Here is a 25,399-nt window from a genome sequence, read left to right as displayed (position 1 = left end):
AAATGCAAAATGTCAGAAGCCGTTCATATTTGTCATATTGCGATTTTTCTTCACGGAGCGTGATATGCCGCAACCAGGACGTCACTTTTTCGCCAGTGCGCGCGGACGATTGCTGTTCTTCAATCTGCTGGTGGTGACGGTCACGCTGATGGTAAGCGGTGTGGCGGTGCTGGGGTTTCAGCATGCCAGTCAAATCCAGGAACAGGTACAGCAGCAAACCGTTGACGACATGACCGGCAGCATGAACCTGGCCCGGGATACGGCGAACGTGGCGACGGCGGCGGTGCGGCTGTCGCAGGTGGTCGGCGCGCTGGAATACAAAGGTGAAGCGGAGCGGCTGCAGGAGACGCAACGGGCGCTGAAGCATTCGCTGGAACAGTTGGCCACCGCGCCGTTGGCGCAGCAGGAGCCGGCGCTGGTCGGGCGTATTATCCAGCGCAGCCAGGAGCTACAAAGCAGCGTGGAAGGTATGCTGCAGCGCGGGCAACGGCGACATCTGGAACGTAACGCCCTGCTCAGTTCGCTGTATCAGAATCAAAGTTATTTACGTCATCTGCAAAAGCTGACCGGCGCGCAGGATGACGTGCTGCTGGGGCAGATAGACCGCTTAATTGTTGCCGCCATTGAAACACCCACGCCGCGTTCGGTGGTGAAACAACTGGACGGCGTGATGCCCGCGCTGCCTGTGCAAAATAGCAATCCGCTGATTACCAACATCCTCACCGACTTCAACCAGGAGTTGCATAAGCTGGAGCCGCTCTCTTCTGCGCTTGAGCAGAGCGATTTGGCGATCAACTGGTATATGTTTCATATCAAAGCGCTGGTGGCGATCCTCAACAGCGATATCAACCGGTATGCTTCGCAGGTGGCGCTGATCTCCGAACAGCGGGTGGCGCAAAGTCATCAGGAACTGCAATCCGGCGCGTTGTTTATTTTGGTGTTTGCGCTGTTGGCGGTGGTGATCACCGGTTTTGCCGGCTGGTATATCTACCGTAATCTCGGTTCTAACCTGACGGCCATTTCGCGGGCGATGACCCGGCTGGCGCACGGTGAATCGGACGTTAGCGTCCCGGCCCTACAGCGGCGCGATGAGCTGGGCGAGCTGGCCCGCGCCTTTAGCGTCTTTGCCCGTAATACGGCATCGCTGGAGCACACCACCCGACTGCTAAAAGAAAAAACCAGCCAGATGGAAATCGACCGCACCGAGCGCCAGGGGCTGGAGGAAGCGCTGTTGCACAGTCAGAAACTGAAGGCGGTAGGGCAACTGACGGGCGGATTAGCGCATGATTTCAATAACCTGCTGGCGGTCATTATTGGCAGCCTGGATCTGGTGAACCCAGACTCTCCCGACGCGCCACGGGTCAATCGGGCGCTAAAAGCCGCCGAGCGCGGGGCGCTCCTTACCCAGCGGCTGCTGGCCTTTTCGCGCAAACAGTCGTTGCATCCCCATGCGGTGGAGCTGAAAACGCTGCTGGAAAATTTGGGCGAACTGATGCGCCACTCTCTTCCGGCTACGTTGACGCTGGAGATTGAAGCCCAGTCTCCCGCCTGGCCCGCGTGGATTGATGTCAGCCAACTGGAAAACGCCATTATCAATCTGGTGATGAATGCCCGTGACGCCATGGACGGGCAGGCGGGCACGATTAAAATCCGTACCTGGAATCAGCGGGTCACGCGCAGCGATGGGCGTAAGCAGGATATGGTGATGCTGGAAGTTGCCGACCAGGGAAGCGGGATGTCGCAGGAGGTGAAAGCTCAGGTCTTCGAGCCGTTTTTCACCACCAAACAGACCGGCAGCGGCAGTGGGCTGGGGCTGTCGATGGTCTACGGTTTTGTACGCCAGTCCGGTGGTCGCGTGGAGATTGAAAGCGCCCCTGGGCAGGGAACGACGGTCAGATTGCAGCTTCCTCGCGCGGTTGTGCCGGTGCAGACACCGGTGGAGCCAATCGCACAGCACACCCCGACTCGCGGTGAAAAACTGGTGCTGGTTCTCGAAGATGAAGCCGATGTGCGCCAGACGTTATGTGAGCAATTACACCTGCTGGGCTACCTGACGTTAGAGGCTGCCAACGGCGAACAGGCTATGCATATGCTGGCGGCTTCATCCGAGATTGATATTTTTATCAGCGACTTAATGCTGCCCGGCGGTTTAAGCGGTGTGGATGTGGTTAATCATGCGCTGGCACATTATCCACAACTGAACATCCTGCTGATTAGCGGCCAGGATTTACGTCCGGCGCATAACCCGGCGCTGCCGGATGTGGCGTTATTGCGTAAGCCCTTCACCCGGGGAGAACTGGCGCAGGCGCTGCGGCATTCGCGTAATTGAGATTCCTCCGCTACCCGCGCAAATACGCTTTGATTACCGTGGGGCGAGTTTCTTGATGAGGCTGGTTTTATGCAACGCTCCGCGACATTCTTACTTTTCACTCTGCTGATGATGACCACCGTATCGGCGCAGGCCGATATTATCGATGACGCCATCGGCAATATTCAGCAGGCAATTAACGACGCCTACAAACCGGACAGCGGGCGGGATTATGACGACTCTCGTGATGAAAGCTGGCAGCGACAGATGAGTGACGATCGTCGCAGGCAGTATGATAATCGCCGCCGCCAGTTTGAAGACCGCCGCCGCCAACTGGATGACCGCCAGCGCCAGCTCGATCAGGAACGGCGTCAGTTAGAAGACGAAGAGCGCAGAATGGAAGAAGATTACGATCGTTAGCGCAATTTTTCGCTGGCAAGGTTATAGGGAGCAGAGACCTGTTAACAAGTGTTTTAGTGCGATGTAAACCTACCTCAGCACAATCTCCATTCCGTCATACCCGGCTTCGAGCCCTGTCGGTAGCGGATTCTCCATCATCCACAAATCAAACTGATGACTGATATGCGTCAGGATCACCCGTGGGCAGCGGATAACCGCGTTCAAGGCGATAACGGTATTTACATCGCTGTGATTGCGCGGCGGCTCGGCGCGCGGGGCGTGGCTGCAGTCGATGATAATCACCTGAGGCTGGTTATTGTGGAGAAACTTCAGCGTCTTGTCGGGAAGTCCGGCGGTATCGGAGAGCCACGCCACGCGGCTGTGCGCGGTCTCCAGCAGATAGCCAAACGTCAGCTTTGAATGGTTGAGCGGGAGTGGCGTCACCTGCAACCCTTGCAGGTTAAACACCACGAATGGCGCGACGGTATGGCTAAAATCGAGGATGCCAGGGTGCTTAAACAGATCGTCGCATCCCTGTTCATCCGGCGGACCGTACACCGGAATAGTCGCCCCCACGCCCCAGCGCAGCGGAAACAGCCCCTGCACGTGATCCATATGGTAGTGGGTGAGCAGAAACTGCTGGAAGCTGCCTGCTGGCCAGTCGTCCATCAGATGCGGGATCCCCGCGTCCAGCAGCGTCACCGCATTGTTAAATTTGACCACCCCGCTACAAGGGCGTCGACGGTATTGCGCCTGTAAGCGTGCTCGTTGGCAGGCCGCACAGTCACAGCCAAATGCTGGCACCAGTTGCGCGCCGCCGGTTCCCGTCAGCGTAATGGTCAGACTCATGGCTCCCCCTACAACGGTTTGGTGAAGCGAAAATGGCTCATGGTATAGCCTTCGCGCTGGTAAAAGCGGTGCGCGTCAAGGCGTTGGGTACTTGTCGAAAGCTCGGTTATTTCTGCGCCCGCTTCGCGCGCGGTGGCTTCGGCCCAGGTCAGTAACTGACTACCCACTTTTAGTCCTCGTGCCTGTGGCATCACCACCAGTTCCTGGATCTCGCCAATCCAGTTGGCGTGGTGCAGATGAAACTGCAGGTGCAGACCGAGCAAGCCGACGACCTGTCCGTCGAGCAGCGCCAGCTGGTAGTGCATATTGGGATCTTGCAGATTTGCGGCGTAGCCGGCGCTAAAGGCCTGCAGGTCGAATTGGCCCTGTTTCAACTCACAGATAAGCGCGTAAACCGCATCGGTATCGTATAGCGTGGCGCGGCGTAATTCACAGACAGACATGTTTCTTCTCCTTGCGTCCCATCAGGGTGAGCAGTGTATCGACAGACTGTAGCAAACTTCCATCATTGTTCAGGACGTGGCAGTCATACGGCGTGTAGCGTGCCGCGCGTTCAAGGCGGGCAGCGATTTCCGTTTCGCTCTCCCGCCCACGTGCCTGCAGGCGCTGGCGTAGAATGGCCGGGGAAACCTGTAAGCAAATGGGAAGTAAAGAAGCGCCGTAACGGGCCTGCGCCTGGGGCAGATGCGCGCGCGAGCCATTGACCACCACATCAAAACCGGCGTGCAGCCAGAGGTCAATCTCTACGCCGACGCCGTAATAGAAGCCGTTGGCATGCCAGCTCAGCGCCAGCAGGTTCTGCCCGGCGCGGGTAAAAAACTCTGGTTCGCTGAGGGCAATATGGTTTTCATTCCCGGCGTTGGCGGCGCGGGTGATGTAACGGTGCGCCACCAGCAGTTGCGCAGGTTCCTGCTGGCGAAGTTCTGCCAGTAGACTGTCCTTACCGGAGCCGGACGGCCCCATCAGCCAGATCAGTTTCCCCATAGTCAGAATACCCTTTTGCCCTGACGCCAGACGTGGTCGATATGGATGTGATCGCCTTTGCGATGCGCCAGCACCAGATCCGCGCGTTTACCTTCGGCTACAACGCCACGATCGTCGAGATTTAATGCCCGCGCCGGATTGCGGGTCACCAGACGAATGGCCTGCGGCAGCGTAAAGCTGTTGGCATCATCGTCCGCCACGCGGAATGCCGCATCGAGCAGGCTGGCGGGGTAGTAGTCGGAGGAGAGAATATCCAGCAGCCCCAACTCAGCCAGCTTATGCGCCGCCACGTTGCCGGAGTGAGAACCGCCGCGCACGATGTTGGGCGCGCCCATCAGCACGTTCATGCCATGCTGGCGCGAGGCCTCTGCGGCGGCAAAGGTAGTAGGAAATTCGGCAATCACGCTGCCAAGTTGATGCGATTCCAGCACATGATCGCAGGTGGCATCGTCATGGCTCGCCAGCGCTATCTGGCGCTCACGACACATCTGAGCAATCGCCGTGCGGTTGGGTTGCGACCAACGTGCAGCCAGAGCTAACTGTTCTTCTTCGTAGCGGGCCATTTGCTCGTCGGTAAGTGAATACTTGCCCTGATAGTACTCGCGGTACTTCTCGCGATTGGCGAACTGACGCTGGCCGGGGGAGTGGTCCATCAGCGATACCAGCGTCACCGGCTCACGACCGACCAGTTTTTCAAACAGCGGTAGGGTGGTGTGATGCGGCAGCTCGCAGCGCAAATGCAGGCGGTGCTCGGCGCGATTGACCCCGCGCTTTTGCGTCTCTTCCACCGCGTTGATCATCTTCTCCAGATTTTCCAGACGGTCGCCACCGTCGCGCACATCGCCAATCGCCACCGCGTCCAGCACGGTGGTAATGCCGCTGGCGACCATCAGCGCGTCGTGGCTGCTCATCGCCGAGTGGGCGGGCCAGTCTACCTTCGGGCGCGGGGTGAAAAACTTGTCGAGATTGTCGGTATGCAGCTCGATAAGCCCTGGCAGCAGCCAGCCGCCTTCTCCGTCCATCGCTTGGGCCAGTTGGCTCTGACTTTCGGCAAAGGCGCGGATCGTTCCGCCCTCAATTTCCAGCGATCCTTGCACCACTTCATCTTCCAGCACCAGCTTTACATTATTGATAATCATGCTGTTGTTCCCATCAGGTGCAGGCGATCCGCGACGCGGTCGCGCACGGTTTGATCGTGAAAAATGCCGACAATTGCCGCGCCGCGGGCTTTCGCTTCTTCAATCAATGCGACGACGGCGGCGCTGTTTTTGGCGTCCAGCGAGGCGGTGGGCTCATCGAGGAGTAGAATCGGGTAATCGACGATAAACCCTCGGGCGATATTGACGCGCTGCTGTTCGCCCCCGGAAAACGTCGACGGCGCCAGATGCCACAGCCGCTCCGGCACGTTCAGGCGGGTAAGCAGGTTAGCCGCTTTGGCTGTGCACTCCTCGCGTGACACGCCGAGATCCAGCAGCGGCTGCATCACCACATCCAGCGCAGAAATCCTTGGGATCACGCGCAAGAACTGGCTGACCCAGCCGATGGTTGAACGGCGAACTTCCAGCACTTTACGCGCCGGAGCCTGCACCAGATCGACCCATTCGCCGCTGTGGCGGATGTGGATGTGTCCTTCATCCGGCAGGTAGTTGGCGTACAGCGAACGCAGCAACGTGGATTTGCCGCTGCCAGAGTGACCGTGCAGCACCACGCATTCGCCGTTTTTAACTTCCAGCGTGGCGTCTTGCAGCACCGGCAGACGCACGCCGTTTTGCTGATGCAGTACAAAGGTTTTACTGACGTTTTCAACGCGAATCGCGTTCATTTTTAGCCTCTTTAAGCATTTTTGCGTTCGATTGCCTGATGGCGCTTCGCTTATCAGGCCTACAACCGATGCCGATCCGTAGGCCGGGTCGCGAAGCGCCACCCGGCAAGACAAAATCAGTTTTGCAAAACAGACGACACCAGCAACTGGGTATACGGATGATGCGGATCGTCGAGTACGCGGTCGGTTAACCCACTTTCCACCACCTGACCCTGCTTCATCACCAGCAAACGGTCGGCCAGCAGGCGCGCTACGCCCAGATCGTGGGTGACAATAACCACTGCCAGATCCAGTTCCACCACCAGGCCGCGCAGCAGGTCCAGCAGTTTGGCCTGTACGGAAACGTCCAGACCGCCGGTGGGCTCGTCCATAAACACCAGTTTGGGATGGGTGACGAGGTTGCGGGCGATCTGCAGTCGCTGCTGCATGCCGCCGGAAAAGGTGGTTGGCAGGTCGTCGATACGCGAGGCCGGGATCTCCACTTCCTCCAGCCAACGCTGCGCGGTGGCACGAATGTCGCCGTAGTGGCGCGCTCCGGTGGCCATCAGGCGTTCGCCGATATTGCCGCCAGCGGAGACCTGACGGCGCAGGCCATCCAGCGGATGCTGATGCACCACGCCCCATTCGGTGCGCAGCAGACGGCGACGGTCGGCCTCGTTCATGCCGTACAGTGAACGGTTCTGATACAAAATCTCACCGCTCTGCGGCATCAGCCGTGAAGAGATCGATTTCAGCAGCGTGGTTTTGCCGGAACCGGACTCGCCGACGATACCCAGCACTTCGCCAGGCCACAGGTCAAAAGAGACATCGCTGAAGCCCTTGCCCGGCGCGTAGAGATGGGTCAGGTTGTTGACTGAAAGCAGCGGTTGCGTCATTTGCTGAGGGCCTCACTCTGTTGGCGGCAGTAGTCGGTGTCGGAGCAGACAAACATGCGTTTGCCGGTGTCATCGAGCACCACTTCATCGAGATAGCTGTGGGTTGAGCCACAGATGGCGCAAGGCTCATCCCAGCTCTGCACGGTAAACGGGTGATCGTCGAAATCGAGGCTTTCCACGCGGGTGTAAGGTGGAACGGCATAGATGCGTTTTTCGCGGCCTGCGCCAAACAGTTGCAGGGCCGGCATCATGTCCATCTTCGGATTGTCGAATTTTGGAATTGGCGACGGGTCCATGACGTAGCGGTCGTTAACCTTCACCGGATAGGCGTAAGTGGTGGCGATATGGCCGAAGCGGGCGATATCTTCATACAGTTTCACCTGCATGATGCCGTACTCTTCCAGCGCGTGCATGGTGCGGGTTTCCGTTTCGCGCGGCTCGATAAAGCGCAACGGCTCGGGGATCGGGACCTGGAAGATAATGATCTGGTCTTCCACCAGCGGTGTTTCCGGGATGCGGTGGCGGGTCTGGATCAGCGTCGCGTCTTCCGTGCGCTCGGTGGTGTTCACCCCGGTCACGCGTTTAAAGAAGTTGCGAATCGACACGGCGTTAGTGGTGTCATCTGCGCCCTGGTCAATTACCTTCAGCACGTCCGGCTCGCCAATCACGCTGGCGGTGAGCTGAATACCGCCGGTTCCCCAACCGTAGGGCATCGGCATTTCACGTCCGCCAAACGGCACCTGGTAACCGGGGATCGCCACCGCTTTCAGAATCGCGCGGCGAATCATGCGTTTGGTCTGCTCATCAAGATACGCAAAGTTGTAGCCGGAGAGGTTAGTGGTCACGGGTGGCCTCCTGTTGCAGGCGTTTGAGCAGTTCCAGCTCGGCCTGGAAATCGACGTAATGGGGAAGTTTGAGGTGCGAAACAAAACCCGCCGCCTCGACGTTATCCGCATGCGCCAGCACGAACTCTTCGTCCTGCGCCGGTCCCGTGACCGATTCATCGTATTCGGCTGCCTGTAGGGCGCGGTCCACCAGCGCCATCGCCATCGCTTTACGTTCGCTCATGCCGAACACCAGCCCGTAGCCGCGGGTAAAATGGGGGGATTCGTTTTCTGGCGCGACAAAACCGTTGACCATTTCACATTCGGTCATCAGCAGTTCACCGACGTTCACCGCAAATCCCAGCTCTTCCGGTACGGTTTCCAGTGCCACATAGCCGCTGCGAATTTCGGCGGCAAACGGGTGATTGCGCCCGTAGCCGCGTTGGGTGGAGTAGGCCAGCGCCAGCAGATATCCCTCATCGCCGCGCATCAATTGTTGCAGGCGTGAAGCGCGTGAACAGGGGTAAACCGGTGGCGTGCGGGTAATGTCGTCGGGCGTGGCACCATCATCCTCTTCACGCTTTGCCAGTCCCTGGTTGGCCAGCAGGGAAAAGACGTGCGGAGAGGCGTCCTGCGCGTCGCCTGCGCTGCGCAGGGGTGGCGTTTCGCCATTGGCCAGCAGGGTAAAATCCAGCAGGCGATGGGTGTAGTCATAAGTGGGACCTAACAACTGCCCGCCGGGAATATCCTTGTAGACCGCAGAGATTCGGCGCTCAAGGCGCATTTCTGCACTGTTAACCGGCTCGCTGACCGCCACCTTTGCCAGCGTAGTGCGGTAGGCGCGGAGCAAAAAGATGGCTTCGACGTTATCGCCGCTGGCCTGCTTCAGCGCCAGCGCGGCCAGTTCGCGGTCGGCGATGCCGCCTTCGGTCATCACCCGGTCGACGGCCAGGTTCATCTGTTGTTCGATTTGCGCCACGCTCAGTTCAGCAATGGTCTCATCGCCCCGGCGTCGGTTTTCCTGCAGGGCGTGGGCGTTGGCTATCGCCTTTTCGCCCCCTTTGACGGCGACGTACATCAGCACACCTCCACATGGGTAGTTCGCGGAATAGCCAGCAGGCGTTCGCCGCAGGTGAGGATCAGGTCGACCCCCAGCGGGAACGGATGCGGGCGTTCGGTGAGTTCGTGAATCAGGCATTCCGGTAGCTGTGGCGCGATCATGCGCTCTTCAGCGATACCGGCGCCGGTCAGACGCAGCATGCGTCCACCGCTTAAGCCAGAGACCTGCACAATCAGCGTGGCGCTGGTTTCTGGCGCGACGGCGGAACCGGCGGAGAGGGCGTTAAGCTGTTCGCTGCTGATGCGTTCGTCGGCGACGGCAAAGGTCGCCAACTGCGGCTGATCCACCAGCGGCGCGTTGGTGTGAAAACGCAGATTCTGCCGGGCGATATCGTTATCCATCGACGGCGCCAGCCAGACTGGCGTGTCGCCATCGACCAGGGTCAGTAGCACGCTGGTGGTTGCCAGGCCCAGTGGCTGCCAGCCGTGTTTCAGTTGATGGAGGGCGACGATCACGCCCGGCTCACTCATGGCCTTCAGCAGGCGACGAAAGCTCTGCTGAGCATCCTGAACGGGTAAATTAAAAGCGGTTTGTAAGGTCATGCGTTATCTCCGCGTACCAGCGTGAAGAAGTCGACCCGGCTGGCGTTGATTTCGGCACGGCGTGCGCTAATCAGCGCATCGCGTTCCGCTTCCAGCGGGGCAATTAAGGTTTCCATTAGGCTCTGGAAATGCGTTTGTTCCTGCAGCAGTGCGTCAATGACCGCACACTGCTCGGCGTGTTGTTTGTTGCGGCCCAGCAGGTAGCTGTAGCCCAGTGTGCCGCTCTTCAGGCGTACCACTGCGCGGGTAAGTGTGGTATCACCAGCAAAGAAGCGGTTGCCGGTGCCGCCCATGCGAGCCTGGAGCTGCATCAGTCCGCATTCCGGTGCGCGGATAAGTTCATAGTCTGGCGTCAGTTTGAGCGCGTGGATGCGGGCGTTCAGGGCATCGGCATTGCTGTAAGCCAGCGCGCGCATCCAGCGCTGGCGGGTAGCGGTATCGAAATGCATTCAGTGCTCCATAGTGAATTCAATCATGTCGGCGCGGGTCAGGCTGACGGAGTATTCCGCCGCGTGTTCTTCACCTTCACGGTGGTTCAGGGTGCGCACGCACAGCAGCGGCGCCATATTGGGGATTTCCAGCACTTTGCTCTCTTTAGCCTGTGCGCGGCGGGCGCTGATGCGCGTTTGTGTGCGCAGGAGCGTCAGACCGGACTGTTCGCGCAGGTAGTCGTGCAGTGAGCCGTTGTTAAAGCCCTGCAGCAGCGGCCATAGCGTGAGGTCGGAAAAATAGTGGTCGATCTGGCACAATGCGATACCGTTTACCCGGCGCAGGGTGCGCAGATGAATCACGTTATTGCCCTCGTTAATGCTGAGCGCATCGGCAATGTGACTGGAGGCCGGGCGCAGCACCGCCAGCAGTTTTTCGCTGGTGGGGTGGCTGCCCTGGTCCAGCAGGTTCTGGCTAAAGCGCGCCTGGGCATTAAGCGGGTAATCGAATGGGCGCATCAGCACCAGTACGCCGATGCCCTGGCGACGCTGGACCCAACCACGCTCAACCAACTGGTCAATAGCGCGGCGCAGGGTGTGGCGGTTTACCTCGTAGCGCGCGGCAAGCTGATGCTCGGCGGGCAGATAGTCACCGCAGCGATAATGATGACGAAGCTCCTGCTCAAGTCTCGCGGCAATTTCCTGATAACGCGTTGGATAACTGGTCGGATGTGTAGACAAGTGCATAGCAATCAATGCCTCGCTAATCAGATAAAGTGCTTACGCAAACGCTGGGAAAGGAAATCCAGCAGGCTGACGGTGACGATGATTAACACCATCAGGGCGCAGGTTTGCTGGAACTGAAAGCCGCGAATCGCCTCCCATAAAGTCACGCCAATACCGCCCGCCCCCACCATTCCGACTACCGTGGCCGAGCGAACGTTGGATTCAAAACGATACAGCGAGTAGGAGATAAGCAGCGGCATAACCTGTGGCAGAACGCCGTACAGAATCTCTTCAATTTTGTTGGCCCCGGTGGCGCGAATGCCTTCTACTGGACCCGGCTCAATGGCTTCTACCGCTTCGGAAAGCAGCTTGGAGAGCACCCCGGTGGTGTGGATAAACAGCGCCATTACCCCGGCGAACGGACCTAAACCCACGGCGACCACGAACAGCATGGCGAAGACCATTTCATTGATGGCGCGGCAGGCGTCCATCAGGCGACGCATCGGCTGGTAAATCCACCACGGTACGAGGTTATCGGCGCACATCAGGCCAAAGGGAATCGACAGCACAACGGCGAGGGCGGTACCCCAGACGGCAATTTGCAGGGTGACGGCCATTTCACCGAGATAGTCCTGCCACTGACTGAAGTCTGGCGGAAAGAAGTCGGCAGCGAAGGTCGCCATATTGCCGGAATCCTGGATCAGCGTGAGCGGAGCCATTTCGGCACCTTTCCACGAGACCACCAGCACGGCGAGAAGAATGGCCCAACTCAGCAGTGAGAACCAGCTACGTTTGGGCGGGGCGACGGTGATGGTTTGCATGTTTAGCTCCGTGCGTAGGTTTATCGCCGGATGGCAGCGCTTGCGCCTTATCCGGCCTACAGAACATCGTCTGCCCGGTAAGCGAAACGCTACCGGGCATCAGGTTTACTGCACCGCTTTAGTCACGCTGGTCATGGCGCTCAGGGCGGCGGTCAAACGGTCAAGGTCGTCGAGCTGCGCTTTCAGCGCCGAGGTTTTGCTGGTTTTCTCTTCCTCGTTCAACCCTTTGTTGCCCTTCACGCCCTGCATCTCTTTAAACAGCGCCAGTTGGCGAATCGGTACCAGTTGCAGGTCGCTGGAGGCACGGAACGGTGCCCATCCCAGGCGTTCCAGTACGGTTTTCTGTTCCGGCGTTTTGCCGTAATTCATAAAGAAGTCGTACACCTTGTCCTTGGTGGTTTCGGAGAGGTTTTTGCGCCAGACGATCGGATCGCCCGGGATCAGCGGTGACTTCCAGATAACCTTCAGCTCTTTCAGTTTTTCCGGCGCGGAGGTTTTCAGCTTGTCGAGGTTTTCGGTGTTGTTGGTGGCGACATCGACCTGTTTGTTGGCGACGGCCAGCGCGTTGGTTTCGTGTCCGGCGTTAACGGTGCGTTTGAAGTCGCTGGCGGAGATGTTGTTTTTGGCGAAGACGTAGTAACCGGGGACGAGGAAGCCTGACGTTGAGTTGGGATCGCCGTTGCCGAATGTCAGATCCTTACGTTTGGCGATCAGATCGTTCAGGTTGTTGATCGGACTGTCTTTGTTAACGATCAACACGCTCCAGTATCCCGGGGAGCCGTCTGCAGCGACGGTTTGGGCAAACACTTGTCCGTTAGCGCGATCTACCGCTTCCATTGCCGAGAGGTTGCCGTACCAGGCGATATCAACTTTGTTAAAACGCATTCCCTGAATGATCCCGGCGTAGTCCGGGGCGAAGAAGGCGTTCACTTTCACGCCCAACGATTTTTCCATGTCCTTCAGGAACGGTTCCCACTGTGGCTTCAGGTTTTGCTGTGATTCGGTCGAAATAATGCCAAAGTTCAGCGCTTTTTCTTGCTCTTCGGCCTGCGCCGGGCTGAACAAGGTGCTGATGCTGAACATGCTGGTAAAGGCCAGCGCGGCAACGGTCTTATAGCTCATGTTGTTTCCTTAATTAGTCTTTGTTCCAGGCTATTTCACTTGCCAGCCTGGCTGCGCCAATAACGCCTGGTTTTTTAGAACTATGCAGCCTGCGCGTTCTGTTCGACGCGGTTCATGCTGCGGTAGAGATGGTCAAAACGATCGTTATCAAAATGCTGGCTGCTGCCATCAAAGAAGACGTTGCCCTGACGAAGCGCGACAATGCGTTCGCAGTAGCGCAGGGCGTAATCCACCTGATGCAGCGTGACGACCACGGTGATGCCGTCGGTCTGGTTAATGTCGCGTAGGGTGTCCATCACGATGCGTGCGGATTCCGGGTCCAGCGAGGCTATCGGCTCGTCGGCAAGGATCACTTTGGCTTGCTGCATCAGCGCGCGGGCAATCGCCACGCGCTGCTGTTGCCCGCCCGAAAGCGTGGAAACGCGCTGGTATGCAAAGTGCGCCATGCCAACGCGGGTCAGCGCCTGTAATGCACGCTGTTTCTGTTCCTGGCTAAACCAGCTAAAACAGGTGCGCCAAAACGGCGTGCTGCCGAGTGCGCCAATAAGGACGTTTTCCAGTACCGTCAGGCGGTTAACCAGATTGAACTGCTGGAAGATGTAGCCGGTGTGGGCGCGGCTTTTGCGGATATCGCGCGCCAGGCGGCCTTCATGTTGAACGGTGCGACCCAGCAGTTCGACGCGGCTACCCGGGGATTTATCACCGACGATCAAACCGCTTAAATGACGTAAAAGGGTGGATTTGCCGGAGCCAGACGGCCCAAGCAGAGCCACCATCTCACCGGAACAGATGTTCAGATCAACCGCATTGAGCGCCTGATGTTGATTGAAGGACTTGGAGAGTTTTTCGACGCGAATAATCGTTTGCATGATGCGGCCTCCCTTAAAAAGTGGCCCCATCGTGGCGGATCAATGTGACGTTTTCGTTAAGGGATGGTTACTTGGTGATGAAGAGTTGAGCGATTTTTGATGACAGTACGGGAGGGCTGGCCTCCCGTTGGATTACTCTGTAGGTTGCTGCTGTTTGACGACGTTGATCATCCACGGCACGCCATACCGATCGCTCACTTTACCGAAACCATGAGCCCAGAAGGTTTCCTGCCAGTCCATTTCGATTTTTCCGTTTGCTGCCAGGTTATCAAACCAGCGTTTGCCTTCGTCGACGTTTTGCGTGTCGAGTACCAGCGTAAAGCCAGAGTAGTGGGCATTTCCGTCGGGGGCGCTATCGCTCATCATGATGTCGCTGCCCGCAACGCGCAGGTTGGCGTGGGCAATGGCGGTATCGGGGAATTTCATGCCTGAAGGGCAACCCTCTTCGCTGTTCTGCGCCGGTTTGGGCATTTCACCGAAGTTGATTTTGTAAAGTAGCTCAGCGCCTAATGTTTTTTGGTAGTAGGCGATAGCATCAGCGCAGTTGCCTGCGAAGGAGATATAGGGACTTAACGGCATAATCTTTACCTCAGGTAAAAGAAACCAGTTAAGTGTAGTTATCGTCTGCAAAAATAAGCCAGGCGGGAAGTATGAGCTTCCCGCCTGGCAGATGAGCTGGCGTCGGCCTGATTGACGTATAGCGCCATCAGGCAATTTGCATCAGTTCTTTTTCACAAACTCAGATTTCAGCTTCATTGGGCCAAAGCCATCGATTTTGCAATCGATGTTGTGGTCGCCTTCAACCAGACGGATGTTCTTCACTTTGGTCCCGATCTTCAACATGGAAGAGCTACCTTTTACCTTCAGGTCTTTCACTACGGTAACGCTGTCGCCGTCAGCCAGCAGGTTGCCGTTGGCATCTTTAACGATCAGTTCGTCGCTGTCCTGAGCCGGTTCAGCATCGTTCCATTCGTGAGCGCATTCCGGGCAGATGAACATGCCGTTATCTTCGTAAGTGTATTCGGAGTTGCATTGTGGGCAGTGTGGTAATGACATGTGGATTTCCTCAAAAGTCAGCAGGGGCAAATGCGCCCAAAAATGGCAGATTGCCGAAAAAGGCCGCAATTATACATAAAATCCCTGCTTTTGTCGGGACTACTGCGCGATTATGCAAAATGATCTGCTGTAAAGACCCTTTGCTTTTACCTCAATGAAAGTATGGCGGAATATTTTTTAAGGGAAATTGCTACGCTTAGGTATTTAAGATAAGGTGAGGCGAAATATCTGATATTCATAGGTAACGTTGCTTACGGATGCCTAAGCCATTGTGATTGAATATCATTGACCCCCTTAATTTTAGTAGGGGGATTACGCGGGTATTTTTTAAAACTGAACTACGCTGTTTATCTTTCTTACTTATTACATAAGTGAGAGGCATCCGGCCAGCGGTTATACGCCAAATTTATTTTAATAATATCAGTTGGTTGTTTTGATTTTAATTATTTCTACACGTAATTATAAAAGCCAAAAAATCTATAAATAAAACGATTGGGCTAAATAAAAGTAATGCCATTTGCGTTAAGGAAGAATTTTCCATGCACACACAGACAATATATGAATTAAGTCAGGAAGCGGAACGCTTGCTGATGCTCTCGCTTGAACATCTCAGGCAATTGCAAAAATTGCCTATGACGTCGTTGGATGATGTCGCGCTAAAACAAGGAGAGCATAGCAGACAGGTGGTTCAGCCTCTGCATTTCAGCGTGCGTGGCATGGATGTCCAGCAGGCAACGCTCAATAATGAACTGCGTAAGATTACGCGTCTGGAAATGGTGCTGGCGATTGTCGGTACCATGAAAGCGGGAAAATCGACGACGATTAACGCGATTGTGGGGACCGAAGTTTTACCTAATCGTAATCGTCCCATGACGGCGCTACCAACGTTAATTCGCCATACGCCGGGGCAGAAAGAGCCGGTGTTGCATTTTTCACATGTCACGCCTATCGATGCCTTAATGAAGGTTTTACAGCAGCGCGTGCGCGAGTGCGATCGCCAGCGTCTTACGCAGACCCTGGAAATTGATAAGGATATGAATGTTCTGCTGCAGCATATTGAAAACGGCGTGGCATTTGAGCGGTATTATCTTGGCGCACAGCCTATTTTCCATTGCCTTAAAAGTCTGAATGACCTGGTGCGTTTGTCAAAAGCGCTGGAAGTGGATTTTCCTTTTGCCGCCTATGCCGCGATTGAGCATATTCCGGTTATCGAGGTCGAATTTGTCCATTTGGCCGGTCAGGCGAGCTATCCTGGGCAATTAACCCTGCTGGATACGCCGGGGCCGAATGAGGCCGGGCAACCGCATCTACAAAAGATGCTGAATGAACAGCTGGCGCGGGCTTCTGCGGTACTGGTGGTGATGGATTACACCCAACTGAAATCGATTTCCGATGAAGAAGTGCGCCACGCTGTCATGGCGGTCGGCAAGTCAGTGCCGCTGTATGCGCTGGTGAACAAATTCGATCAGAAAGACCGCAACAGTGACGATGAAGAGCAGGTGCGGGCATTAATTTCCGGCACGCTGATGCAAGGTGGGATTGCCCCGGAGCGAATCTATCCGGTTTCTTCGATGTGGGGGTATCTGGCGAACAGGGCGCGTCATGAGCTGATGGCTCGCGGGCGGCTGCCGGATCACCAGGTGCAACGTTGGGTACAGGATTTTGCCGAAGCGGCGCTTGGCCGACGCTGGTGCACCAACGATCTTGAGGATACGGAGCACATCCGCCATGCAGCCGATCTGTTGTGGGAGGATTCACTGTTTGAGCAGCCGATCCAGAAAGTGATTCATGCCGCTTACGCCAATGCTTCGCTGTATGCGCTACGCTCAGCGTCGCATAAGTTATTGAACTATGCGCAAAGCGCGCACGAATATCTGGAGTTTCGCGCCCATGGGTTAACGGTTGCCTATGAAAAACTGCGGCTGAACATCACGCATATTGAAGAGGATATGCAGCAGTTAGAAGTGAGTCAGGGGCGGGTGAGTGATGAAGTCAGTCATGAGGTCGAGCTGGCGCTGGAGGCTGCCGCGGCCTATCTCAATGAGCAACAGACTGAGATTCTGTGCGGCATCAACACGTTCTTTATCAAAGAAAATGTCCTGATGATGTCACAACATGGCCAGGGGGCTGGCGTTTCCTCGGCAGAAATGGCCGGAGAAATGCTGGTGTTGCACGATGAAGGGCAGGCGAAAATCGTGCTGGATAAAATGCGCTCGTCCTGTGAAGTTGTCTTGCTGGCAGCGCAGGAAAGCATCAGTCGGGATTTAGCTCTGCGCTTTGAACAGCTTGAGTCGACGCTGTCCCGGGCGCTAAATGACGCCATGCGCCCCATTGAGCAGCGGGTGAAAGAGGAGCTGAACCACGCTGGTTTTCGTGCGCGGATCCGTTTTCCGGCGTTTCATGCGGCGATGTTTAACTTCAACACCCGCCAGTTGTTTAACGAGGCCATTGAGCAGGATATTCCGGCGGAAAATGCGCCGTCAACTGGCGGTGTGGTGCGTGATACCTTCTCTCGCTGGTTGAATCAGCCCAACTGGGGATGGAATGAGTACGTCGAAACAAAAACGCGTTATCTCATTGATATGGGCGCACTGCATAAAAACCTTGTGCACTATGTCACCCAGTTTTGCCAACAAATTCGTAAAGCTTTAGCTGCGCAGGTCGATATTTCCGTTACGGCAGGCATGGCCACGTTTTTTGCTGATTTTTCACTGTGTTTGACGCAATTACAGGCGAGCCTGCGTGAGAGTCTGACCCTGCGCCAGCAAAATGAATCTGCGGTGAATGCCTTGAACGAACAACTGCAGCATCGCATTACGACTGCGGCATGGCTTTATGAAGATTCCCGCTTGCTGCGCGACGATATCAATACCCTTTTTGCAACCGAGCACACATGACTAACGTGTTACTGGAAGGCCCCGGGCGGACGCTGGAGTGTGTCTACCCGAAGTTTATGGTCGATCTGGTTCAGGGAGATGAAACCAAACGTTCCGGCGGTTTTCTGCAACAGCAGCAGCGGCTGCGTGCGCGTCTGACGCAGGAGGTGCTATCCCAGACGCAACTGCGAGCATGGGTGTTGGCAGGTGTGTCCAGCGAGCATCTGGTGATGCGTCTAAAACTGGTGGAAAAACTGGCGGGCATGATCGATCCGGGCCATCTGGCGCTGGTACGGATCGCCGAAGGGTTGATGTTTTTACAACAAACCGAACACCCGCGTGGACTCTCCACGCCCGGTCTTCTGCAGCAGATAAATTCACTCGCTGACTGGTTTACCCAGCGCGGCGCTTATAAAGAGAAGGCAGTAACGCAACGCGGCCTGACGGTGCAAGCGGGCGAACATAGCGAGCAAATTTTTACCCGCTGGCGGGCTGGCGCGTATGACGGCTGGTCGTTACCTGGACGCTGTTTTGTGGCGTTAGAGGAGCTGCGCTGGGGAGCCTTTGGTGACGCCTGCCGGTTAGCAAATGCCGATGTGGTGTCAATGCTAAAAGACAACCTGCGAACGATGGCTGCTCAGGCGCTGGCAGACAGCGTGAATGCGGCCCCCGCCACGCGTCATTACTATCATCATTGGCTCAGCACGCCGGTTGTTGGCGGCTCGGCTGAGCACAACGATATGTTGAGCTGGCTCGGGGACTGGTGCGACGCGCAGCGTCATCCGGTGAGCTGGTCGGTGACGCAGCGTTGGCAAAATGTGGCGTTGGGCATGCCGAGATTGTGTTCGGCGAAGCGGCTGGTTGATGCGATGGTTGAGGAGATTTTTGCACCGTCCCCGCTCATCAATTGAGCAGGAACGGTGAGTGGGATAAAGGCAGGTTTAGTGGTGCAGGGAGTCTGCCGGGGTAGCCGCCGTCTCATTGACGACCGGGTTTTTATTAAAACGTTTGGCATACAGCGCGGTGATAATCGGCACCAGAATCGCGGTGACTATCACGCTGGCGGCAACCAGCGCCGTAGCGGATGCGGCAACCGGTTCAAATGCCGGGTTAATCTGGGCGATAATCACCGGGTTTGCCACTGCAGCGCCTGCTGCAGAAGAGGCTGCTACGCCTGCCGTACCGTTCCCGCCACCAATAACGCGGTCAGCAATAATCAGCGGAATACCGGTGATGACGATAACCGCGACGCCCAGCAGGATGCCCAGCAGACCCGTATCAACGATGACGCTCAGGTTAATCGTGTTGCCCAGCGCGAAGCCGAAGAACGGGATCAGCACCGGCGTGGCTTTGCTGAAGAAGGAACGCAGATCGTGATCCAGGTTACCCAACGCAAAACCAATCAGGAACGGTAATACCGCGCCGACAAAATGGTGTGGTTCGAAGGAAGCCAGACCCGCGGAGCCGAGGATCACCATGGTCATTAACGGACCGGATTCCAGAGACATCAACACAAATGCGCCAGACTCTTCTTTGGTTCCGTACTGGTTCATCAGGCTGGCGTACAAACCGCCGTTGGTCATGTCCATCGCTGAAACAATTGCCAGTACCGAAAGACCGGCAAAGAACCCGGTTTGAATACCGGTATCAGGAATAAATGAAGCAGCAATCATTGCCACTACCCATGCCACGGCTATTTTAGTTAATACCAGTGTGCCGGATTTGCGTAATACCGTGCCGGTTGCCCGTAAATCAATAGATGCACCGATACAAAAAAACCACACTGCCAGAATCGGCACCGTTCCGCTGATCATTCCTTTGGTAAACGAACCGAAATACGCGCCGGTATCCGGAGCTAACGTATTTAACACTGCGCCTAATAACAGAGGAATCAACATCATTCCGCCAGGGATGCGTTCAATCGTGGCTTTAATTTTCATAAGCGTCCTCATCTCTTGTCGCAGGTAATACACGCGCAAGGAAGTAAAAATTAATAAATTCAAATGGTTACTGGTGTTTCTTAACAAAGAAAACAGCTATCTCTTTGTTTTATAAAATCTAACGCGGCATACGTTGAGCGTGTTGCTGCTCCCAGGGATATTGCGTCTGGAATTAGTTTGCATTCATGGGAACATTGATTCAATCAAAATAAAACGATGTTTTAGTTATCTTCATCACATATTCCGAGCAAAATTTCCTGAGTGCTCTGATAATTAAAAAAGCTGTGATCTTTTTGTGAAGAGATTAGGTGGGTTTTTGCCTAGCAGAATAATAGTGACTGTTGTGATTGTTGGTGCAACAAAGCGATTTATTCTTGTATTTAATTGCCAGAAAATCGCAAGCATTACATGTAAAAAAGTTGACTAAGAATGACCTGATTTACGCATGTTGACGAAATGGAAATCTATATGTGAAGTTGATCACAAATTTAAACACTGTTAGGGTAAAGAGGTCATTAACCGCCCAATCAGGCGTCAACAGGTTCGGTTGTACTGCTCGTTTCTCGTCAGTGTAAGTAAACCTGCTACGCTTGTTACAGGGAATGCGTCTGTGCATTCCCCGCTCGGTGATGACCTTGACGCAGGGGCGTTGAGGGACTCGATCTGTAGCGTGACAGGGCTAAGTCTATGAGGACGAGTATGCTAAAAAGGAAAAAAATAAAACCAATTACGCTGCGCGACGTTACCATCATTGATGACGGTAAACTGCGAAAAGCCATTACCGCGGCGTCGTTAGGTAATGCGATGGAGTGGTTTGATTTTGGTGTTTATGGGTTTGTTGCTTACGCATTAGGTAAAGTGTTCTTCCCGGGGGCTGACCCCAGCGTACAGATGGTTGCTGCACTTGCCACCTTCTCTGTTCCCTTTCTGATTCGACCGCTTGGCGGATTGTTCTTCGGTATGCTTGGCGATAAATACGGTCGTCAGAAGATCCTCGCTATCACCATTGTGATTATGTCGATAAGTACCTTCTGTATCGGTCTCATTCCCTCGTATGCCTCGATTGGTATCTGGGCGCCGATTCTGCTGTTGCTGTGTAAAATGGCGCAGGGGTTCTCGGTCGGCGGAGAGTATACCGGGGCGTCGATTTTTGTCGCAGAGTACTCGCCAGACCGTAAGCGCGGATTTATGGGCAGCTGGCTGGACTTCGGCTCGATTGCCGGGTTTGTGCTGGGTGCGGGCGTGGTAGTCCTGATCTCAACTATCGTCGGCGAAGAAAACTTCCTTGAGTGGGGCTGGCGTATTCCGTTCTTCCTGGCGCTACCGTTAGGGCTTATTGGCCTGTACCTGCGTCATGCACTGGAAGAGACTCCGGCGTTCCAGCAGCACGTGGATAAACTGGAGCAGGGCGATCGTCAGGGACTGCAGGACGGTCCGAAGGTGTCGTTTAAAGAGATTGCGACCAGGCACTGGCGCAGCCTGCTGGCATGTATTGGTCTGGTGATTGCCACCAACGTCACCTACTACATGCTGCTCACCTATATGCCGAGCTACCTGTCGCATAACCTGCATTACTCTGAAGACCACGGCGTGCTGATTATTATCGCCATCATGATTGGTATGCTGTTTGTGCAGCCGGTGATGGGTCTGCTCAGCGACCGCTTCGGGCGCCGTCCGTTTGTGATTATGGGTAGTATTGCGCTGTTTGTGCTGGCTATTCCGGCATTTATTCTGATTAACAGTAACGTCATCGGCCTGATTTTCGCCGGGTTGCTGATGCTGGCGGTGATCCTCAACTGCTTTACCGGGGTGATGGCGTCAACGTTACCAGCGATGTTCCCGACGCATATTCGCTACAGTGCCCTGGCCGCAGCGTTTAATATCTCGGTATTGGTCGCCGGTCTGACACCGACGTTGGCCGCATGGCTGGTGGAAAGCTCGCAGAATCTGATGATGCCTGCTTATTATCTGATGGTGATTGCGGTGATAGGTTTAATTACCGGCGTGACCATGAAAGAGACGGCTAATCAGCCGCTGAAGGGGGCTACGCCTGCCGCTTCGGATATTCATGAAGCGAAAGAGCTCCTCGGCGAGCACTACGATAATATTGAGCATAAAATCGAAGATATCGATCAGGAAATTGCTGAGCTGCAGCTTAAGCGTACGCGCCTGGTGCAGCAGCATCCGCGGATTGATGAGTAATCATGTGATTTATCATATCCACTTAAGGTTGGCTTAATCTGTGTCAGGCAAACTCTCCTCCAGAGTATCGGAGGAGAGTGTCATGAAAAACCGCATTTATGAAAGTTTGACCACCGTGTGCAGCGTGCTGATCGTCAGCAGCTTTTTGTACGTTTGGGTGAGTTCTTACTGACCTTTCGCTAATTCCACCCAAGCGCGAGTGCCGGTGGTTCCCTGACGATTTTGCAAATAGAAATGCCCGTGATGTAACTGGGTGATACGACTGACAATGCTCAGCCCCAGCCCAATCCCGCCAAAACGGCTGTCCATACGCACAAACGCTTTACTCAGCTCCCCGCATTTACTCTCATCAATGCCTGGGCCTTCATCTTCGACGGCGATAACGGCATCATGCTCTGTATTCAGGCTAATCGTAATATGGGTGCCTTCCGGGCTGTAACGATGCGCGTTCTCCACCAGATTTCGCAGCAGCATTCGTAATAGCGTCGCATCGCCACGTACGACAACGTCCGCCGTGCTTTGCGGTAGGAGCAGCGTCTGCTGACGCTGGTCCAGCATGGTGCTGAGTTCATCGTAGGAGGGCAAAATCACGTCCTCCAGCAGTTTGACGTGCTGGTAGCTCCCGGCCGAGAACGACTGTCCTACGCGGGCGAGTTGCAGCAGTTGCGACACGCTGTCCATCATTTGGTCAAGGCGGGCAATTAACGGTGAAACGTCGACCTTATGGGTTTTGGACAGTAATTCCAGATGCAGGCGAACGCCTGACAACGGGGTGCGCAGTTCGTGGGCGACATCGGCGGTAAATAAGCGTTCGTTTTCAATGGTGCTCGTCAGCCGCGTCACCAGCTCGTTGAGCGCTGAGACGACCGCCTGGATCTCAACGGTTGAACTGTGAACTTCAATCGGAGCAAGGTTATCGGCTGCCCGCGTTTCTAACTCTTTTTGCAGATCCGCCAGCGGGCGAGTAATACGCCGCACTGCCTGGTAGCAAATCAGCAGCGTCAGGCTGACCATAAAAATACCGGGGACGATCAGGCTGGCGATGGCCTCGCGGATTTCATGCAGGATGTGGCGATCGTTGTTACGATTTTCGCGTAACGCCTGCTCAAATAGCTGTATTTGTTCGGTGCTTTCGTGCCACAACCAGAAGGTGCTAATCAACTGGAAGACCAGCAGAATAAGACCGATGGTCAGCATCAGGCGATGACGCAGCGGGAGCGGTTTTTTTAGATATTGCAGTAGCTTCACTTAGCTTTCCTCAGTGGCAACCAGCATATAGCCAAATCCCCTGACTGTGCGGATACGTGATTTACCCACTTTGTCCCGCAGGTTGTGAATGTGCACTTCCAGCGTATTGGTCGACGGTTCGTTATCCCAGCTGTAGATGTCGTTATACAGGATCTCCCGGTGTACCGGGCTGCCCGCTTTAAGCATCAGGCGCGACAGGAGTGCGTATTCTTTCGGCGTTAAGATAACCTCTTGTCCATCCATCCACACCTGGCGACGACCGATATTCAGCGTCAGGTTACTGACAATGAGTTCACTTTCACCCTGATTGTTATGACGACGCAGCAGCGCCCGGATGCGGGCATGCAGTTCTTCCAGTGCGAACGGTTTGACCAGATAGTCATCGGCGCCAACGTCCAGCCCGCTGACTCGGTCTTTCACTGTATCGCGGGCGGTGAGGATAAGCACCGGCACGGTGTATTTTTTCTGTCTGATGCGGTTCAGGAAGTGCAGGCCGTCTTCATCCGGTAAGCCCAGGTCCAGAACCACCAGACTGTAATGGCCGGTCTCCAGACACTGCTCCGCGGCACGGGCCGTTGATACGCCGTCGCAGGCATAGCCTTCTGTTTGCGCGGCGAGTATCAGTCCCTGTAATAACAACGTATCGTCTTCAACAATCAGAATTTTCATTCGTTTAGCCTCCCCGGCAGGGTTGCAGAATATCATCTGCCGCCTGATATTTCTGTGTTTGCACGCCTGTTAATCCCAGCAGGGTTGAGAAGAGATTATCCTGTGAGAAGTCCTCTGAGCCTGCCCGTTTTTGCAAACATGTCTGAGAGACTTGATAGCGTTGCTGATAATCTTCTGAGAGCCACAGCAGCATCGGCACATGTTTTTGCGTATCTGGCGCAATCGAATATGGCAGGCCGTGTAAATAGATGCCATTTTCCCCTAAGGATTCACCGTGATCGGAAAGGTAGACCAGGCTGGTGGTGAAATTATCTTGATGCTCTTTCAGTATATTGATTGCTTTATCAACAATATAGTCGACGTAAAGAATGGTGTTGTCATAGGTATTGACCAACTGTTGCTGTGAACACGTCTGGATTTCGTTGGTGTCACAGGTTGGCGTAAATTTCTTGAACTGCGCAGGATAGCGGTTGTAATAGGTCGGACCGTGGCTGCCGATGGTGTGCAGCACAATCACGCCGTCGCCTTGCAGGTTATTAATGTACTCTTCCAGCCCGTGGAACAGCACGTCATCGTAGCATTCCCCGTCAATACACTGCCCTGGCAGGTTCAGCTTAGTCATATTCTGGTGCGGTACCCGGTCACATGCCCCTTTGCAGCCGCCGTCGTTATCGTTCCACAGAACGTTAATTCCCGCCCGCTGAATAATGTCGAGCACGCCTTCCTGATGCTGCGCCAGTTCTTCATCGTAGTGCGCGCGTGGCATACCCGAGAACATGCAGGGGACAGATACTGCCGTTGCCGTTCCGCAGGATGTGGTGCGGGGGAAATAGACCACATCATCTTTTTCCAGCAACGGGTTGGTCTGGCGCGAATAGCCTGACAGCGAGAAGTTATCGCCGCGTGAGGTCTCGCCGAGCACCACAATCGTCAGGTTCTTACGCTTTTCTTTCACCATCAACGGATTGCGATGGGCGTCTTCACCAATGCGTACCAGCGGCAGGTGGGCCAGCCTCTGGTGTGAATACCAGGAAGAGGTCGCCACAATGCTGTTGGATGGGCTGAGGGATTTCACCAGTTCTTTATTGTTGCGAAACAGTGAGGCGTAATCTTTGTAGAAGAACGCGGCGACCAGCACGATCAGCAGCGCGGAGATCAGAATATTCGCGCCACGGAACAGTACGCTGCGCATGGCCGGGGCGATCGGTTTGATTCTTATCCAGCAGGCAATGAGCGCGGCGAGAATGCCGCTCACTCCGAGCGTGATGAGCATTTGCGGCGTCAGCAAAGCAAAGGTTTCGGCGGGTGTGGTGTCCATCATATTGGCGATCATCGAGCGGTCAATGATGATGCCGTAGGTCATGATGAAATATTGGGCCGATGCGCCAACCAGAATGAAAACGCAGGCCACCAGGCGATTAAGCCACAGGAATGAGGCCAGCGTCAGCACAATGTTCATGACGCTGAAAGCGACGACCGGCATCGACAAAAACACCAGCACGTTACGCACGGAATCCAGCGGCAGGGCTTGCAGCACTTGTTTATAGAACGCAATGTTCAGGAAAGTCGCAAGATAAAATGAGATCAGGAGAAGCCAGCTGATTAGCCCAAGAGTGGGTCTTTTAAACAGGTGCTTTAACATTAAGGGGGTTCCATCGACTAAGTGGTACAAATCCTCTCAAAGTAAAATTAAGCTAACCTTAAGTTCTTAATGTTGAT

The 25,399-nt window shown here is 55.1% G+C and carries 26 protein-coding genes; 6 read left to right on the top strand and 20 right to left on the bottom strand.

Going from position 1 to position 25,399, the window contains the following annotated elements; genetic code table 11:
- Positions 1 to 64: 64 nt before the first annotated feature.
- Together HV037_RS22340 and yjdP are read left to right on the top strand one after the other, a co-directional pair.
- Entirely contained in the window at positions 65 to 2,329 is a 2,265-nt protein-coding gene (locus HV037_RS22340; protein ID WP_103284319.1) for a hybrid sensor histidine kinase/response regulator, read from the top strand.
- A gap of 69 nt (positions 2,330 to 2,398) precedes the next feature.
- Positions 2,399 to 2,728: a DDRRRQL repeat protein YjdP gene (gene yjdP / locus HV037_RS22335; protein ID WP_016155470.1), complete on the top strand. Its 330-nt coding sequence runs from the start codon at positions 2,399 to 2,401 to the stop codon at positions 2,726 to 2,728.
- Between the two features lie 69 nt (positions 2,729 to 2,797).
- Here yjdP and phnP read toward each other — a convergent pair whose 3' ends face one another.
- From phnP to HV037_RS22255, 16 genes are all read right to left on the bottom strand, one after another.
- Complete coding sequence (phnP, locus tag HV037_RS22330; protein ID WP_103284318.1) at positions 2,798 to 3,556, bottom strand: phosphonate metabolism protein PhnP; 759 nt, start codon at positions 3,554 to 3,556, stop codon at positions 2,798 to 2,800.
- An 8-nt stretch (positions 3,557 to 3,564) separates the two neighbouring features.
- Positions 3,565 to 3,999 carry an aminoalkylphosphonate N-acetyltransferase gene (phnO, locus tag HV037_RS22325; RefSeq protein WP_103284317.1) on the bottom strand — a complete coding sequence of 145 codons (435 nt, stop codon included), beginning with the start codon at positions 3,997 to 3,999 and terminating at the stop codon, positions 3,565 to 3,567.
- Positions 3,986 to 4,540, bottom strand: coding sequence for a ribose 1,5-bisphosphokinase (gene phnN, locus HV037_RS22320; protein ID WP_016155392.1), 555 nt, complete (start codon positions 4,538 to 4,540; stop codon positions 3,986 to 3,988). Before phnN ends, phnO begins: the two co-directional genes overlap by 14 nt.
- A 2-nt stretch (positions 4,541 to 4,542) precedes the next feature.
- The gene (gene phnM, locus HV037_RS22315; RefSeq protein ID WP_103284316.1) at positions 4,543 to 5,679 is read right to left on the bottom strand and encodes an alpha-D-ribose 1-methylphosphonate 5-triphosphate diphosphatase; all 1,137 of its coding nucleotides are present in this window, start codon (positions 5,677 to 5,679) and stop codon (positions 4,543 to 4,545) included.
- On the bottom strand, positions 5,676 to 6,362 hold the full coding sequence (gene phnL, locus HV037_RS22310) for a phosphonate C-P lyase system protein PhnL (protein WP_103284315.1): 687 nt from the start codon (positions 6,360 to 6,362) through the stop codon (positions 5,676 to 5,678). Before phnL ends, phnM begins: the two co-directional genes overlap by 4 nt.
- A 116-nt stretch (positions 6,363 to 6,478) precedes the next feature.
- Positions 6,479 to 7,237 (bottom strand): phosphonate C-P lyase system protein PhnK, encoded by a 759-nt coding sequence (phnK, locus tag HV037_RS22305; RefSeq protein WP_103284314.1) that lies wholly within the window; start codon positions 7,235 to 7,237, stop codon positions 6,479 to 6,481.
- Complete coding sequence (gene phnJ / locus HV037_RS22300) at positions 7,234 to 8,025, bottom strand: alpha-D-ribose 1-methylphosphonate 5-phosphate C-P-lyase PhnJ (protein ID WP_049259807.1); 792 nt, start codon at positions 8,023 to 8,025, stop codon at positions 7,234 to 7,236. The genes phnK and phnJ overlap by 4 nt, the downstream gene beginning before the upstream one ends.
- Positions 8,026 to 8,071: 46 nt before the next feature.
- Positions 8,072 to 9,139 (bottom strand): carbon-phosphorus lyase complex subunit PhnI, encoded by a 1,068-nt coding sequence (locus HV037_RS22295; RefSeq protein ID WP_103284313.1) that lies wholly within the window; start codon positions 9,137 to 9,139, stop codon positions 8,072 to 8,074.
- Positions 9,139 to 9,723: a phosphonate C-P lyase system protein PhnH gene (gene phnH / locus HV037_RS22290; RefSeq protein WP_046274564.1), complete on the bottom strand. Its 585-nt coding sequence runs from the start codon at positions 9,721 to 9,723 to the stop codon at positions 9,139 to 9,141. The genes HV037_RS22295 and phnH overlap by 1 nt, the downstream gene beginning before the upstream one ends.
- Complete coding sequence (gene phnG, locus HV037_RS22285; RefSeq protein ID WP_016155476.1) at positions 9,720 to 10,172, bottom strand: phosphonate C-P lyase system protein PhnG; 453 nt, start codon at positions 10,170 to 10,172, stop codon at positions 9,720 to 9,722. Before phnG ends, phnH begins: the two co-directional genes overlap by 4 nt.
- The gene (phnF, locus tag HV037_RS22280) at positions 10,173 to 10,898 is read right to left on the bottom strand and encodes a phosphonate metabolism transcriptional regulator PhnF (protein ID WP_103284312.1); all 726 of its coding nucleotides are present in this window, start codon (positions 10,896 to 10,898) and stop codon (positions 10,173 to 10,175) included.
- 20 nt (positions 10,899 to 10,918) lie between these two features.
- A complete protein-coding gene (gene phnE / locus HV037_RS22275) occupies positions 10,919 to 11,698 on the bottom strand; it encodes a phosphonate ABC transporter, permease protein PhnE (RefSeq protein ID WP_016155398.1) in 780 nt (259 codons plus the stop codon).
- A gap of 105 nt (positions 11,699 to 11,803) precedes the next feature.
- Positions 11,804 to 12,820 carry a phosphonate ABC transporter substrate-binding protein gene (gene phnD / locus HV037_RS22270; RefSeq protein WP_103284311.1) on the bottom strand — a complete coding sequence of 339 codons (1,017 nt, stop codon included), beginning with the start codon at positions 12,818 to 12,820 and terminating at the stop codon, positions 11,804 to 11,806.
- Positions 12,821 to 12,900: 80 nt separating this feature from the next.
- Positions 12,901 to 13,689, bottom strand: coding sequence for a phosphonate ABC transporter ATP-binding protein (phnC, locus tag HV037_RS22265; protein WP_048234134.1), 789 nt, complete (start codon positions 13,687 to 13,689; stop codon positions 12,901 to 12,903).
- Positions 13,690 to 13,821: 132 nt separating this feature from the next.
- Positions 13,822 to 14,268, bottom strand: coding sequence for a VOC family metalloprotein YjdN (gene yjdN, locus HV037_RS22260; protein ID WP_016155401.1), 447 nt, complete (start codon positions 14,266 to 14,268; stop codon positions 13,822 to 13,824).
- Between the two features lie 141 nt (positions 14,269 to 14,409).
- Positions 14,410 to 14,745 (bottom strand): zinc ribbon domain-containing protein YjdM, encoded by a 336-nt coding sequence (locus HV037_RS22255; RefSeq protein ID WP_003031835.1) that lies wholly within the window; start codon positions 14,743 to 14,745, stop codon positions 14,410 to 14,412.
- A gap of 539 nt (positions 14,746 to 15,284) precedes the next feature.
- On the opposite strand from HV037_RS22255, the gene crfC reads away from it, so the two are divergent.
- Together crfC and HV037_RS22245 are read left to right on the top strand one after the other, a co-directional pair.
- The gene (gene crfC, locus HV037_RS22250) at positions 15,285 to 17,642 is read left to right on the top strand and encodes a clamp-binding protein CrfC (protein ID WP_103284310.1); all 2,358 of its coding nucleotides are present in this window, start codon (positions 15,285 to 15,287) and stop codon (positions 17,640 to 17,642) included.
- The gene (locus tag HV037_RS22245) at positions 17,639 to 18,532 is read left to right on the top strand and encodes a diguanylate cyclase regulator RdcB family protein (RefSeq protein ID WP_103284309.1); all 894 of its coding nucleotides are present in this window, start codon (positions 17,639 to 17,641) and stop codon (positions 18,530 to 18,532) included. Before crfC ends, HV037_RS22245 begins: the two co-directional genes overlap by 4 nt.
- A gap of 30 nt (positions 18,533 to 18,562) precedes the next feature.
- On the opposite strand, the gene kdgT is transcribed toward HV037_RS22245, so the two are convergent.
- Complete coding sequence (gene kdgT / locus HV037_RS22240) at positions 18,563 to 19,561, bottom strand: 2-keto-3-deoxygluconate transporter (RefSeq protein WP_016155482.1); 999 nt, start codon at positions 19,559 to 19,561, stop codon at positions 18,563 to 18,565.
- A gap of 699 nt (positions 19,562 to 20,260) precedes the next feature.
- Between kdgT and proP the strand changes: the two genes are divergently transcribed.
- The gene (gene proP, locus HV037_RS22235; RefSeq protein ID WP_016155405.1) at positions 20,261 to 21,763 is read left to right on the top strand and encodes a glycine betaine/L-proline transporter ProP; all 1,503 of its coding nucleotides are present in this window, start codon (positions 20,261 to 20,263) and stop codon (positions 21,761 to 21,763) included.
- Positions 21,764 to 21,845: 82 nt separating this feature from the next.
- Entirely contained in the window at positions 21,846 to 21,935 is a 90-nt protein-coding gene (gene pmrR, locus HV037_RS22230; protein ID WP_016155406.1) for an LpxT activity modulator PmrR, read from the top strand.
- On the opposite strand, the gene pmrB is transcribed toward pmrR, so the two are convergent.
- Genes pmrB through eptA form a run of 3 tightly spaced genes read right to left on the bottom strand, consistent with a single transcriptional unit; the run spans position 21,929 to position 25,322 of the window.
- Positions 21,929 to 23,011, bottom strand: a complete 1,083-nt coding sequence (pmrB, locus tag HV037_RS22225) for a two-component system sensor histidine kinase PmrB (protein ID WP_016155407.1) — start codon at positions 23,009 to 23,011, stop codon at positions 21,929 to 21,931. The two genes, pmrR and pmrB, sit on opposite strands and share 7 nt — an antisense overlap.
- Entirely contained in the window at positions 23,012 to 23,680 is a 669-nt protein-coding gene (pmrA, locus tag HV037_RS22220) for a two-component system response regulator PmrA (RefSeq protein ID WP_016155408.1), read from the bottom strand. It abuts the gene before it with no gap.
- Positions 23,681 to 23,684: 4 nt separating this feature from the next.
- A complete protein-coding gene (gene eptA, locus HV037_RS22215; protein ID WP_103284308.1) occupies positions 23,685 to 25,322 on the bottom strand; it encodes a phosphoethanolamine transferase EptA in 1,638 nt (545 codons plus the stop codon).
- Between the last annotated feature and the right edge of the window lie 77 nt (positions 25,323 to 25,399).

It is taken from the genome of Citrobacter sp. RHBSTW-00017, assembly GCF_013797615.1.
GTDB classification, from domain to species: domain Bacteria; phylum Pseudomonadota; class Gammaproteobacteria; order Enterobacterales; family Enterobacteriaceae; genus Citrobacter; species Citrobacter braakii.
Note: the sequence above shows the minus strand (reverse complement) of the source record. Positions and strands in the feature narration are given on the sequence as shown.